At 43.6% G+C, this 13,961-nt stretch carries 9 protein-coding genes; 4 read left to right on the top strand and 5 right to left on the bottom strand.

Annotation, left to right across the window (positions count from 1 at the left end; genetic code table 11):
* Positions 1-293 precede the first annotated feature (293 nt).
* Entirely contained in the window at positions 294-1,763 is a 1,470-nt protein-coding gene (locus H6G77_RS26290) for an aldehyde dehydrogenase family protein (protein WP_190590900.1), read from the top strand.
* A gap of 11 nt (positions 1,764-1,774) precedes the next feature.
* On the opposite strand, the gene mazG is transcribed toward H6G77_RS26290, so the two are convergent.
* The 5 genes from mazG to H6G77_RS26265 form a co-directional block, all read right to left on the bottom strand.
* A complete protein-coding gene (gene mazG, locus H6G77_RS26285) occupies positions 1,775-2,599 on the bottom strand; it encodes a nucleoside triphosphate pyrophosphohydrolase (RefSeq protein WP_190674664.1) in 825 nt (274 codons plus the stop codon).
* Positions 2,600-2,618: 19 nt separating this feature from the next.
* Positions 2,619-4,313 carry an L-aspartate oxidase gene (nadB, locus tag H6G77_RS26280; protein ID WP_190873128.1) on the bottom strand — a complete coding sequence of 565 codons (1,695 nt, stop codon included), beginning with the start codon at positions 4,311-4,313 and terminating at the stop codon, positions 2,619-2,621.
* A 155-nt stretch (positions 4,314-4,468) separates the two neighbouring features.
* Positions 4,469-4,897 carry a photosystem II complex extrinsic protein PsbU gene (gene psbU / locus H6G77_RS26275; RefSeq protein WP_190591111.1) on the bottom strand — a complete coding sequence of 143 codons (429 nt, stop codon included), beginning with the start codon at positions 4,895-4,897 and terminating at the stop codon, positions 4,469-4,471.
* A 692-nt stretch (positions 4,898-5,589) separates the two neighbouring features.
* On the bottom strand, positions 5,590-6,405 hold the full coding sequence (locus tag H6G77_RS26270) for an ester cyclase (protein ID WP_190674669.1): 816 nt from the start codon (positions 6,403-6,405) through the stop codon (positions 5,590-5,592).
* Between the two features lie 191 nt (positions 6,406-6,596).
* Positions 6,597-7,376, bottom strand: a complete 780-nt coding sequence (locus H6G77_RS26265) for a DUF3120 domain-containing protein (protein ID WP_190873115.1) — start codon at positions 7,374-7,376, stop codon at positions 6,597-6,599.
* 472 nt (positions 7,377-7,848) lie between these two features.
* On the opposite strand from H6G77_RS26265, the gene H6G77_RS26260 reads away from it, so the two are divergent.
* The 3 genes from H6G77_RS26260 to H6G77_RS26250 all read left to right on the top strand — a co-directional run bounded on the left by H6G77_RS26260 (position 7,849) and on the right by H6G77_RS26250 (position 13,320).
* Positions 7,849-8,808 (top strand): undecaprenyl-diphosphate phosphatase, encoded by a 960-nt coding sequence (locus H6G77_RS26260; RefSeq protein ID WP_190591112.1) that lies wholly within the window; start codon positions 7,849-7,851, stop codon positions 8,806-8,808.
* Positions 8,809-8,893: 85 nt separating this feature from the next.
* Complete coding sequence (locus H6G77_RS26255) at positions 8,894-10,219, top strand: TIGR03279 family radical SAM protein (protein WP_190873114.1); 1,326 nt, start codon at positions 8,894-8,896, stop codon at positions 10,217-10,219.
* 401 nt (positions 10,220-10,620) lie between these two features.
* Positions 10,621-13,320: a family 10 glycosylhydrolase gene (locus tag H6G77_RS26250; RefSeq protein ID WP_190873113.1), complete on the top strand. Its 2,700-nt coding sequence runs from the start codon at positions 10,621-10,623 to the stop codon at positions 13,318-13,320.
* Positions 13,321-13,961: the final 641 nt, after the last annotated feature.

The raw sequence follows: 13,961 nt of genomic DNA, 5'->3' as shown, positions 1-13,961 counted from the left end.
TATTTGATTTGGGAAAAAAATCAGTACATACAGATCAGGCTTCTTTCCTACTCCCGACTCCCCATTCCCTACCTGCACAAATAAATTCAGAAGTCAAACCGGATTCCTATATCTGCGGTCAATTAATCTTAAATGCCGTTGCATAAATGCGGGATGAATCAACTAAATACAGGAATTGTTCAGTCGGCGAAAATCAAAAGATTTATAAAGAAAATCGTCCATAATACTGTATTCCCGACAACATAATTAATAGATTTCAGCCAATTTTTCTCCAAAAGCTTTAGGAGGGCCTGATGGTTACAACGACAGAACCGAAACAGCAGGTCAAAATCGGCCCAACCAAACTACTGATTAATAATGAGTGGGTAGATAGTGTCAGTGGTCGCCGATTTGCCACAATCAATCCAACTACAGGCGATGTGATCTGCGAAGTCGCAGAAGCAGATGCAGCCGATGTCGATAAAGCCGTGCAAGCAGCACGTCACGCCTTTAAAGGTGGGGAATGGCGCAATATGTCTGCAACCCGTCGGGGTGAGTTGCTTTATCGGTTAGCTGATTTAATTGAACAGAATATTGACGAGTTAGCGCGACTAGAAACCCTAGATAACGGCAAACCACTACAAGATTCTTTAGGAGACTTGGGTTTAGTTATTGCCTGTTATCGCTATTACGCAGGTTGGGCTGATAAAGTCCAAGGTAAAACTATCCCGATTAACGGCCCTTACTTTTGCTACACCCGTCATGAGCCTGTGGGGGTAGTTGGGCAAATTATCCCGTGGAATTTCCCCTTGTTAATGCAGGCGTGGAAATTAGCCCCAGCTTTGGCAACAGGTAATACTGTGGTGATGAAAACGGCGGAACAAACACCGTTATCAGCATTACGGGTGGGAGAATTAATTATTGAGGCTGGTTTTCCCCCTGGGGTAGTGAATCTGTTATCAGGATACGGCCCAACGGCTGGGGCAGCGATCGCATATCATCGAGACATCGACAAAGTTGCTTTCACAGGTTCCACAGAAGTGGGACACCTGATTATGGAAGCGGCGGCGAAAAGTAACTTAAAGCGTGTCACTTTAGAACTCGGTGGAAAAAGCCCAAATATTGTGTTTGCGGATGCAGACATGGATGCCGCGATCGCAGGTTCCCACGAAGCTTTATTCTTTAACCAAGGTCAATGCTGTTGTGCTGGTTCGCGGCTATTTGTCGAAGAAAAATGCTATGACGAATTTGTGGCGAGAACTGTGGAAAAAGCTAGACAGCGAATTGTCGGCGATCCCTTTGATGCTGCTACAGAACAAGGGCCGCAGGTAGACCAAGAGCAATTTAACAAAGTCATGAGTTACATCGAATCTGGGATGCGAGAAGGCGCTCAGATGCTTTGTGGTGGACAACAAGTTGGTGACAAAGGTTACTTTATCGCCCCTACAGTTTTTGCTGATGTGCGTGATGACATGAAAATTGCCCAAGAAGAAATCTTTGGCCCTGTACTGAGCATTATTAAATTCAAAGATATTCACGAAGTCATTGAACGGGCAAATAACACCATGTACGGACTCGCCGCCGCCGTCTGGACACAGGATGTTACCAAAGTTCATGCGATCGCTAACAATCTCCGTGCAGGTACAGTCTGGGTCAATTGCTACGACGTATTTGATGCTGCTGCACCCTTTGGTGGTTTCAAGCAATCTGGTATTGGTCGGGAACTAGGTGAATATGGCTTACAGCAATACACCGAAGTTAAGACTGTTACCATCAAACTGTAAACTGGTATGTATCAAGGCTCTTTGGCAAGTTGGGCTTTTGCCTGTTGCCAGAGCGTTTCTAACTCATCCAAACTGTAATCAGAAAGGGGGCGGTCAACCACTGCCTCCATTTTTTGTAACCTCTGGACAAATCGCTGATTTGTTCCTTGCAAAGCGGCGCTAGGGTCAAGATTATACCAACGGGCAAGTTGCAGTACAGCAAATAATAAATCCCCTAATTCAGATTCTTGACGTTCTGGTGTTTCCTCCGCCACAGCTTGCTGAAACTCTGCCAATTCTTCGTGAAACTTTGCCCACACGCCATCAATGTTTTCCCATTCAAAGCCTACCGCCGCCGCTTTTTGGGAAATTTTCATTGCTGCCATCAACGGGGGAAGAGTGCGCCCATAACGGCTGAGTTTAGCACTGAGTTGGTGCTTTTCTGGGGTTGCTTCACCTTTTTCTGCCGCCTTGATTTGTTCCCAGTTTTGCCGCACTTCATCCACATTCTGCACCGACACATCACCAAAAACATGGGGATGGCGACGGATGAGTTTTTGGGAAATGCCTTGGGCGACTTCTTTGAGGGAAAATTGCTGATCTTCGCTGGCGATTTGGGCTTGTAAAACAACTTGTAAAAGTAAATCGCCTAATTCCTCAGTAATGGCAACTTGATCATTACTTTTAATTGCGTCCACCACTTCGTAAGCTTCTTCAATCACGTAAGGTATCAGAGTTTGTGGAGTTTGTGCCAAATCCCAAGGACAACCACCATCAGGCGATCGCAATTTTGCCACCACATCAATTAATTCTTGTAACGCTGCCAATGTTTCAGCCTGATTTTGATTTAATTCCATAACTAATCTGTCGCCTAGTTTAATACTTCTTTAAATCTCTAACATCAGGTGTAGATTTACTCCAATGAAGTGATTGTACAATTGTGTGAATTTGCCAATCTGGATTGGTTTTTGGGTAATCGATGCGATAGTGTCCGCCCCGGCTTTCTGTTCTGAAAGCAGCACTTCTGAGAGTTAAATTAGCTACATCCAGTAGATTGCGAGTTTCTGCCCAAAGTCTTAATTGGCGTTCTATACCCAGAGTTTGGAACTTCACAGTTTCGTTGGCACGCAAAGACAGCAAGAATTGACTCAAAGGTAAATTAACAAAATCTTGCTGCCAAGCTGCTATTGTTGCGATCGCCTCGTCTAATCTTGCTTGTTCTCGACAAATCCCCGCACTTTGCCAGACTAAACGGGGTAATTTCTCCCGTAATGCTGCTATTTGTGCTTGCTGGGCTTGCCAAGCATTTTCATCTAAATTAAATTCCCGCACAGATAAATCTGACAACTCTGGTTGTAATTCCACATCTGTCAATTGAATATTGGCCATCTGTGCGCCAAACACAATACATTCTAGTAGAGAGTTACTCGCTAAACGATTGGCTCCATGTACTCCCGTACTCGCAGTTTCTCCGACTGCGTATAAACCCGGAATATTGGTGTGATTTTGTAAATCAGCGACAATTCCACCCATCCAGTAATGGGCCGCAGGCGCAACGGGAATTGGTTCATGAAATACATCAATTCCCCAACGCTGACAAACTTTGATGATGTTGGGAAAGCGATGTTGAATTTTATCAGGCGGGATGGGGCGCATATCTAACCAGACATGGGCGGTAGCTGGATCAACCGCCGTTTTTTGCAGATGGCTAAAAATCGCTCGACTCACCACATCTCTGGGCGCGAGTTCTCCGGCGGGGTGATAGTCAAAGGCAAAGCGTCGCCCGGTATCATCAACTAAATGTGCGCCTTCGCCTCTGACAGCCTCACTAATTAAAAAGCGATCTGCGCCTGGTTTTGTTAAAGCTGTGGGGTGAAACTGCACAAATTCCAAATCTCGCAGAACAGCCCCAGCCCGCCAAGCGATCGCCACCCCATCACCTGTACTGACGGCGGGGTTAGTTGTTTGGGCAAAAACTTGACCACCGCCACCAGTAGCGAGAACTACGGCTTTGGCTTTTACCCACGTAATTTCACCTTGATAAAACAAGCTAATTCCTTGACAGCGATTTGTTTCGGGTTCTAACCACAAACTCAAGGCTAAAGCTTGCTGAATAACTTGAATATTTTGGCGATGTAATACTTGCGCTGTTAAAGTAGTTGTGACTTCTCGACCAGTGGTATCAGCAGCATGAAGCACCCGGTTACGAGAATGGGCAGCTTCTAAAGTTAAAGCTAAGGCGTTACCATGACGGTCAAAAGCTACGCCCAAATTTACCAAAGATTGAATACAGTTAGGGGCTTCTTGGGCGAGAAATTCTACAGCTTGCCGATCGCACAAACCAGCACCAGCTTGAATTGTATCTTCAATGTGCAACTGTGGCGAATCTTCAGGAGCGATCGCCGCCGCAATTCCGCCTTGCGCCCAATCACTAGCAGACAAAGTAACAGTTTCTTTAGTAATTAAGCCGACTTGCAAAGATTCTGGCAAACACAACGCTGTGTATAGTCCAGCAGCGCCAGCGCCGACTACTATCACATCAAATTGGCGAGGAATTTCTATTTCAGGCAAAGTCAAAAAATTTTGGATTTTGGATTTTGGATTTTGGATTTTACTAAGTCTAGAGTTGATTCTGACTCCTGACTCCTGAATTCTGGTGGATTAAGAGAACCACCCCCAAAAATTGGGAGTGGACTACTATATCTCTACATTAACGATAATTGAGCTTATCTGTAGATACCGTTGTTAAAGCGATCGTCTCCTTCGTTGAAGACTGATTCTTGTTCGGTAACGGTGAAGTTGTCGAAATTAGCTTGGAGGATTTGTTTTTGGCGATCGCTCAATCCTTCAATATTCAGCACATCTTCTACACTTTTGTAAGGTGCATTTTTGATGATTTTCTTAGCTAGGGTAGGATACAAACCGGGGTAATTTTGGAAAGCGCGGACATTGGTGTTGTTTAAATCAATTTTTTTACCAAATTCCGTTGCTAACTTTTGATCTGCCCGGTTACGTAACTCCACTGCTAAAACAGGCACTTGTGGTAAAGCCAAACTGTTGATCCCAGCAGCTTGGGCTACACCTGTTGTACCTAACCATCCCCAGCAACCCAGCAACAAACTAAATACTGTTAATAAACGCACCAATCTTTTCACGACTTTTTTACCTCTTTCCATCAAACTGAATAATGGCTTTAAGCTGACAGCTGTCAACAGTTTATAATCTTTGAGGCATAGTTATGACTCTTGATTTTTCAACGCCAGTTGCTACAACTCGGCACAGCCGATAACAGCAATAGCGACTCTTGACTAGGAACTGATCGCTCAATCAACACACAGCAGTCATCAGAAACTAATATACAGCGTATTAATATCCACAATATTTACTGTTACTGGGTTTGACACTATTTTTGGCAAAAATTATTTTACTTCTCTGACTTACTGACATCGCTACAGCTGTGCTGTGCTTCCTACAACGCTGGCTAGGATACTCTTGCTTGTTGGCTGATATTGCTTCCTGGCAGAATAACGCCAGAATTGCAGCCTGAATTTACTGATTGATAACTTTGTAACTTTTTGTAAAGCTCCACCGGGAAATTTGAAGATGAAACATCAAGGATTTGCGGTGTAGGGAAGGAAAAAAGTTACACCTGTCAGCCCCTACACCACTACACTCACAAGAGTAGGTTTTTAACAGAGTGATAAGTAGCGACTCTAAAAATCACAATTTAATCAGAGTTCCATCCCCCTCACACCCTTACACCCCTACACCCTATGGGGCATAACGTAAAAAACCTACACTTGTCAGACACCCCTACACCCTTAAACCCTGACACCCAGTGCGGAGATTAACGTAATAAAGCAGCAAATGGACAACCACTAGCGTTTGTATTAGCCGATGCTGGTTTGGTTCTATTTGGTAAGAAGCGCCGGAAAAAACCCAAAAAAGTTGTTTTCCCAGAATTAGCTGATGGTGTTCCTGCTGGGGTTAGCTGCTGTTGAGTAGCATTGCCCATTTTGCCGCCAGAAGTTAATTGATTGAGAAATTTTCCATTGTCGTAATAGTGTTCTAAAGACAGAATTTTGCAGTTTTCTGTTACTTGAACAATACTCATCCCCACTACTTCAATCATCTGCCCAGTCGGAACATAATCTTTAAAATTACCGCGAAAATGTCCCCAATGCCTCCATTTAAAAGCAATGGTAGGAGGTGCAGAATAAACTTCTAATACTTCCCACAAAAAACCATCGGGAAATGCAGTGTGAAATAGCTGAGTAGAAGATTCAAAATCTTCTTGGGGAGCTTGATAGTGCTGGGTCTTGCCAATCAAAAGTTTGTAAGTACCTGCCTGAACTAAATCCTCTAATGTATAGCTAGTTCCGCCATTGGTACTCATCCGAAATTTATCTTGAACTACAGACAACCACTCTTGAGGATTTGTTTTGAAATTAGCTTCAATGTCGAAAGTTCTGACCAAATTCTGGACAAGTTTTTCCAGGGAATTTGCTGGATGATTACACAGACTTTCTTTAGCTAAATTTTCATTAGAGCGGGTGTAATCTGGTTGCTCACCATAACGCCATGTCGCCTGAGTATTGTATTTAAGTACGATGTCTCTTTCTTGTACCCAAAGTGGCAGATTTTCAATGTTAATTTCAGTCATAAATACCTCTGCTCAAAAATTACCAACAAGAACTTGTAAATCCTGATATTTAGCGATTTGCAGAGATATCCCCGAAGTGCGATCGCCACAAGTTTACAGCTTTTTGAGCAGATTTTATGAATAATTAACTACTGATGTTGCAGTTAGTTGATAGTTGATCCAACCTTAGCCAACTCAGAAATTTTGTAAATTTACGCGACTAAAGCAGCTAGTAGAAATAAACTGTCTACCAAAATAGTACTTAACACTGCTCCCCCAAATGCAAACCAGTGTTTTTGCTGGTGACGTAAAGGTAAAATTCCGGCTGTGAGTAATACTAATGCCAACGCTACAGCCCAAGTTTGACCCCAAGGTGTACGGACTTGAGTAACAGCAGCTTGTAAAATCGGCGACACACTGTCAGGTTCGACTTGCATGATTTGTCGCCAATAGGGCATTAAATCAACTATATAGAAATATACATCGGTTAAAACTGTACCGAATAAAGAACCTAAATAAAACCAACTACCAACCTTGCACCAGTTTCTGGCTAGACACCAACAAGCAAATGGTAAGCCGATAGATTCCACTGGTAAATGCCAAAAAGGTTCCCAACGCAACCAACCCCAATAAATTGCCCCTGCCAACCAACTCCAGCTAAAGCCTAAAAGTAAATCCCCCCACAGGTATGTTGCAGGGCGAGACATTAAGCGAAAACTCAACCATACCCAAAATCCAGTCATGGCTAAACTGAGGCCGGGTAGCGATCGCACCAGTGGTGCTTCAATAAATACTGGCACTGATACTAAAAACACCGCCGCCGTCAACACTAACCAAGTTTGTCGGGACGATATTAACAATGGTAAAGATGGCGACGCAGAAAGTGTAGATTCTAATTCTTCTATACCCAGTGAAGCAGCGTTCTTTACAGATAATTTCTTATCAATAGTGGTGGTAGAGGCGTTGTAAGTAAACAATGTGTTATTAATCAAAGTTTTAATAATTGTAACTAATCTTTATCTTATTTAAGATAACATACCCATAAATCCCCCCCTGGGGCATTTTTATTGTACCGAGATTTTGCGTAATTGGGAATGTCTTTTTGGAGGGGTATGGGGGGATGAGGGGTTTAGGGGTGTGGGGAGATGAGGGGTTTAGGGGTGTGGGGAGATGAGGGAGAATATGGGCTGACAAACAGTTTGAACGGATAGACTTTTTGCCTGTAACCTGTAACCTATCCCCTGCTATAACCTGGATTTCTTACAAGAGAGAAATCCAGGGGTGTGGGAAGTTTGGGAGGTTTAGAAGGATAGTAAAGAAATCTTTCCCCCCTCACTCCCCACACTTCCCCCTCTCCCCACACTCCCCACCCATACGAGAGAAATTCGGGTATAAGTATCCTGTAGGCTTCTCAAAAAGATGTTTGTGTAATTGGTTGTAATCGCAGCGATCGCAGGTAGACTGATGGCTTTATCAAAACGTCAATGGTTCGTGTTTATGAGTGTCGCCTCAGCAATAATTTCAGTTGCGGCATTTCCACTCAAAGTCCTGAGTACTCCACCCACCCCAGAGGCTGGGGGAGTGCAGCAAATGAATATTTTGCAAGCAATTGTTTTAGGCTTTGTGCAGGGAATGACAGAATTCCTGCCGATTAGTAGTACCGCCCATTTAAAAGTTGTACCTGTAGTCCTTGGTTGGGGTGATCCGGGAGTGGCGTTTACGGCGGTAATTCAGTTGGGGAGTATTGCGGCGGTGCTGTGGTATTTCTGGGGAGATTTGACAAAAATTGCCACCGGGGCGTTTCGAGCGATCGCGCAAAAAGATTATGCTGATTATGATTTGCGTTTATCTATCGGCATTGCTTTAGGAACCTTGCCAATAGTCTTTTTTGGCTTATTAATTAAAAGATTTATCCCAGATTATGATAATTCACCAATTAGAAGTATCGGCGCGATCGCGATCGCCTCGATAGTTATGTCTATATTGTTGGGAATAGCAGAAAAACTCGGCAAAAGGGAACGGGACTTTGAACAATTAACCATGAATGATGGGCTATTGATGGGTTTAGCCCAATCTTTGGCGTTAATTCCTGGAGTTTCTCGTTCTGGTTCTACCTTAACCGCCGGCTTATTTATGACTTTACAACGGGAAACAGCCGCCAGATTTTCCTTTTTACTTGGTATTCCCGCCATTACCCTAGCTGGGTTAGTCGAGTTAAAAAGTGCTTTGGGTGAAGTTAGCAGTACAGGATTCTTACCCTTAATTGCTGGTGTGATTTCGGCGGCGATATTTTCTTATATATCCATTGCTGGCTTACTCCGCTTCCTCAAAACCAAAAGCACTTGGGTATTTATTTGGTATCGCCTCGCCTTTGGTATAGCTATTTTAGGTGCGATCAGTGCTGGAATTTTGAAAAATAGTTAATCCGTAAGGATGAAGGATAAATTATGAAGAGTGAAGATTGAAAAAATAATACTTCACACTTCATACTTCTCACTTCATACTTCCCATGACTAACCTTCATCCAGCCAAAATTACCAAGGTGCTACCCGACTCCATCGCCTCTGAGATTGGCTTTGAGGTGGGGGATGCGATCGTTGCTATTAATGGTACACGTCCCCGCGATTTAATTGATTATCAATTTCTCTGTGCAGATGAATTTTTAGAATTAGAAGTTTTAGATAGTACTGGCAAAACCCATCACGTTGAAATTGAAAAAGACTACGACGATGATTTAGGGTTGGAATTTGAAACCGCTTTATTTGATGCTTTAATTCAGTGTAATAATCGCTGTCCGTTTTGCTTTATTGATCAACAACCCCCAGGTAAACGCTCAAGCTTGTATTTAAAAGACGATGATTATCGTTTGAGCTTTTTGTATGGTTCTTACCTGACCTTAACCAATTTACCCGAACGGGAATGGCAGCGAATTGAACAAATGCGCTTGTCGCCGTTATTTGTGTCAGTTCACGCCACCGAACCAGATATTAGAATCCGGTTGCTGAAAAATCAGCGTGCGGGACAAATTATGGAACAATTGCGCTGGTTCCAAAAAAGACGCTTGCAAATTCATGCTCAAGTAGTGGTTTGCCCAGGAATTAATGATGGCGAACATCTGGAACAAACACTCACAGATTTAGCGTCATTTTATACTGGTGATGTACCTGCCGTGGCATCGGTGGCAGTCGTGCCGGTAGGTTTGACGCGGTTTCGTCCGTCAGAAGATGAACTGATACCTGTTACCAGAGAAAAAGCCCAAGAAGTTATTTTACAGGTGAGAGCGATCGCCAAACAATTTCGCCAAAAATGTGGCTCAAATGTTGTCTGGTTAGCCGATGAATGGTTTTTAATTGCCGGGGAAGAACTACCAACAGAAGCGGAATACGAAGACTATCCGCAAATTGATAACGGTGTCGGTTCAATTCAGTTATTTATCAAGCAATTTGCATCTGCCGCAACGCAATTACTCCCAAGCCAAATTTCTCCACCCAGAAAATTGACTTGGGTAGTAGGTAACGCCGTTGAAAAAGCATTTCAACCGATATTGCAACGCCTAAATTCTGTTGATGGTTTAGAAGTAAATATGATGGCTTTAGCCAGTGATTATTGGGGGCAAGCTATTAGTGTTACTGGCTTACTTACAGGGCATGATTTACTTTTAAATTTGCAAAATAAAGATTTATGTGATGGAATTTTGCTGCCAAATGTCATGCTTAAACATGGCGAATTAGTATTTTTAGATGATGTCAAAGTTGCAGACTTAGAGACAAAATTAAATACAAAAATATTCCCAGTCGCGGGAGTGGAAGAATTGATTAATACTTGTGTAGGATGATTGTTTGAGTAAAAGAGACAAGGGGGACAAGGTAGAGAGTTGTTTCTGAATCATTCCATGACTTACGCAAAAGTCTGAAAAAACTAACCGCAAAGGACACATAGACGCGATAGCGGCTTCCCGCAGGGTAGGAAACGAAGTGTAAGAATTTGAGAGATTTATTGCATAAGTCTTATCATTCATTGAAGTCATGAATCATGTGTATTTTTTTTCTTCTCTCTCTTCTCTCTTCTTCTTTGTGTCCTTTGCGCCCTTTGCGGTTCGTTAAAACCTAAATTTTGAATCCTAACTTTTATTTGACAAATATAAAAACATCAGTTGTTTTTCGGAGGCATTTTATTGTTATGCTGAATGATAAATAATAAGTACTGTTAAATACTAAATTAAAGTGAGGATTAAAAGTGAAGAATCAGGAAACTGCAATCAAAGTCACCAAAAGAGCCAGATTCTTCATTTTTAGTTTTAACTTTTTAATGATTAATTGTTTAACTAGTTTTAATATTTTATCAGTCAGGGCGGCAGATGCAGAACCTGTATTAAGTGTAGTCCAGAGTGCAGAAAACCAACAGCAATGGACAGGAATTACTAAACGCTTACAAGCACTTGGGGTGAGGTATTGCGTAATTCCCTTAACACAAGTGAGAAGCGGTGCTGATTGGGGCGATCGCAGAGTATTATTTCTACCCAACGTCGAAACCTTAAACCCAGCCCAAGCGATCGCGTTAGAATCCTGGGTGAGTAAAGGCGGTAAAGTCATTGCCAGTGGCCCTGTCGGCAGTTTATCAGCACCGGGAGTCCGGCAGTTATTGCGATCGCTCCTGGGGAGTTATTGGGGCTTTGGTTTAGATGAAACACAACAAATTAAACCAGCTACAACTAAACCACAAAAATGGGCTAACCAAAAAGAACTATTTGGGCAAGTGCGTGGCGGTGTAATTATTCCTGAAGGTGGGGCTAGTCAAGCCACCGCCGTTTGGAATGCCCAAGATAATCCCGCCGCCGTTGTCAGTACAGAATGGTCTACCTTATTCGGCTGGCGTTGGGGAACAGATGCAGCTTCCAGTTTTGAATTAGATAATGCTTGGTTAAAAGCTGCCATTGATCATCATCTCACTGCCTCATCTTCAGGACAGCAAAAAATTCCTGGGGCTGACTCTCGCTGTGCAACCACCATCGAGACTGCTACCGCGAATATGACCCCTGTTACACCTGTAGTTCCCCAAGTACCACTTGTTCCCCGCGCCCCCCGCCCATCATCCCCAGCCGAAGCCATTGACCAACTAGAACAAACAGTACATTGGAATGTCGAACCAAATTCTAATGCACCCATTGATGAAAAAGAAGCGATCGCTCTCCAGCAAGAATTAGAAAATTTAATTAGTCGGGTAGAAAGCGCCCATTTAGCCGCCGCAGTTCACACAGCAAATCTGGATGAAACCATCACCAGCAACCCCCAATCCCTGAAAGAAGATGAAACCCGTGTCGCCTCCACCAGACCAGGGTTATCTAGCCAGAGTAAAGAACAAGCCATTGCCCAAGCGCGACTAGTCGCCAAAAACATTCCCCAACTCCTCGCCAATAAAAACTATGCCCTAGTCCGGCAACAATGGTTAGCCACCAGAACCAATTTGTGGAAACATTTTCCCCTGAACCGAAGATTAGCCCCCGCCGAAATCCGCGCCGTCTGGTTAGATAGGGGGACAATTGTCCGGGCTGGTGGTGAAAAAAAATTAGCCGAAATTTTTGACCGCTTGGCACAGTCAGGGATTAACACGGTTTTTTTTGAAACCCTCAACGCCAGTTATCCCATTTACCCCAGTAAAGTTGCACCCCAGCAAAACCCCCTGATTCGAGGCTGGAACCCCTTAGCCGTGGCGGTGAAATTAGCCCATGAACGTGATATGGAATTACACGCTTGGGTGTGGGCTTTTGCCGCCGGGAACCAACGCCACAACCAAGTAATTAATGTTCATCCCGATTATCCAGGGCCAGTCCTAGCCGCCCATCCCGATTGGGCAAACTACGACAACAAAGGTAACACCATTCCCCCTGGTCAAACCAAACCATTTTTTGATCCAGCTAACCCAGAATTGCGCCAATATCTTCTGAAGTTGTTTGAGGAAATTGTCAGCGAATATCAAGTAGATGGTTTGCAGCTAGATTACATTCGCTATCCTTTCCAAGATCCCTTTGCTGGTAGAAGTTACGGTTATGGCAAAGCCGCCAGAGCGCAATTTCAACAGTTAACAGGCGTTGATCCCTTGACAATTTCCCCCAGCCAAACCGAGTTATGGCAAAAGTGGACAGAATTTCGCACCCAACAAATCGATAGCTTTGTGGCTGATGTCTCCAAGATGGTGCGACAAAAGCGGGAAGATTTAATTTTGTCGGTGGCGGTGTTTCCCCTACCAGAACGAGAACGGATTCAGAAACTCCAACAACATTGGGAAGTGTGGGCGAGACGAGGCGATATAGATGTAATTGTCCCCATGACTTATGCTCAAGATACTGCCCGTTTCCAACGTCTTGCCCAACCTTGGATAGCCTCTAGTCAGTTGGGTTCAACTTTATTAGTCCCAGGAATTCGTTTACTGTCGTTACCAAATTTAGCCGCCTTTGACCAATTACAACTGATTCGAGATTTACCTGCTAGTGGTTATGCCTTGTTTGCGGCTGAGAATTTTAATAATGATTTGCTGAAAATCTTTAATAGTACTCAAGGTAAACTGCCATCGGTGGCTGATGAACCAATTCCCTTACGCCAACCTTTTGAAACAGCCGTGGTGCGTTATGGATTGTTAAAACGTGAATGGCAGTTAGTCATCCAAAACGAGCAAATCCCCTTCCCAGCCATTAACATTGCTGATTTTAACAATCAAATCGAAGTAGTCGAAAAAGCGTTAACGCAATTGGCGGCTGCACCGTCTCCCGCTAAACTACTTACAGCTAAAGCTTCTTTAACTCGCTTCCAGACGCAATTTCGCATTTGGATGCGAGAAGCCGGGACTAATAACCCTTATCAAGTCAAAGTGTGGGAAAATCGCCTAGCCACGATTGAAAGATTGTTGCGTTATGGCGAGAGGCGATCGCAATTACGTTGAGTAAGGAGTTATGAGTTATGAGGAGTTATGAGGCTGTTAGTCAAGTAATTTTGGATTTTAGATTTGCGATTTTGGATTGACCCCGACCACAAGGGTGCGGGGCTTGGGGATTTTGGATTAACGATTTTAGATTTTTACAGACACATGGGGAAGCCACTGCGATGGACGGGTTTCCCGGCATAAAGGAGACAGTGCCGTGGGCGGGTCTCCCGACTTGAGGCAACTGTCATCAAGTGGCGTTGGGGCTTGTACCCTAAAGAATCCAAAATCCAAAATCTAAAATTCGGAGGGTCAATTAACGATGGGTTAAACACATCACCTTTAAAACCTTGAGTTCACCAGTCTCATACTCCCCACTCCCCACTCCCCACCTTTCAAGGGCAGGCTTTTTTTATTAGACAAATTTTTGGGCTTTTAAAACCAAAATTATTGTCTGAACAGTTAAAACTACGTTTCATAATTGAGAATATTCTCAACTATTTATCGAAGGTTTAAAAACCTGCCCTTGAAAGCCACTCCCCACTCCCCACTCCCCACTCCCCATTCCCCACTCCCCACTCCCCACCCCACTCCCTACTTCCCTCCCACACAAGTCAATTCGGAAACCAAATCGAATTGCTATATTAACCATTCTTAATATT

The sequence above is a fragment of the Aulosira sp. FACHB-615 genome, assembly GCF_014698045.1.
Classification (GTDB): domain Bacteria; phylum Cyanobacteriota; class Cyanobacteriia; order Cyanobacteriales; family Nostocaceae; genus Nostoc_B.
The sequence above is the reverse complement of the archived record's forward strand: the minus strand, read 5'-3'. Positions and strand labels throughout refer to the sequence as shown.

What these genes read in the sequence shown, in the direction of transcription:
- H6G77_RS26290 (WP_190590900.1), top strand. Translation starts at nt 294, where the DNA reads ATGGTTACAACGACAGAACCGAAACAGCAGGTCAAAATCGGCCCAACC.
- mazG (WP_190674664.1), bottom strand. Translation starts at nt 2,599, where the DNA reads ATGGAATTAAATCAAAATCAGGCTGAAACATTGGCAGCGTTACAAGAA.
- H6G77_RS26270 (WP_190674669.1), bottom strand. Translation starts at nt 6,405, where the DNA reads ATGACTGAAATTAACATTGAAAATCTGCCACTTTGGGTACAAGAAAGA.
- H6G77_RS26260 (WP_190591112.1), top strand. Translation starts at nt 7,849, where the DNA reads ATGGCTTTATCAAAACGTCAATGGTTCGTGTTTATGAGTGTCGCCTCA.
- H6G77_RS26255 (WP_190873114.1), top strand. Translation starts at nt 8,894, where the DNA reads ATGACTAACCTTCATCCAGCCAAAATTACCAAGGTGCTACCCGACTCC.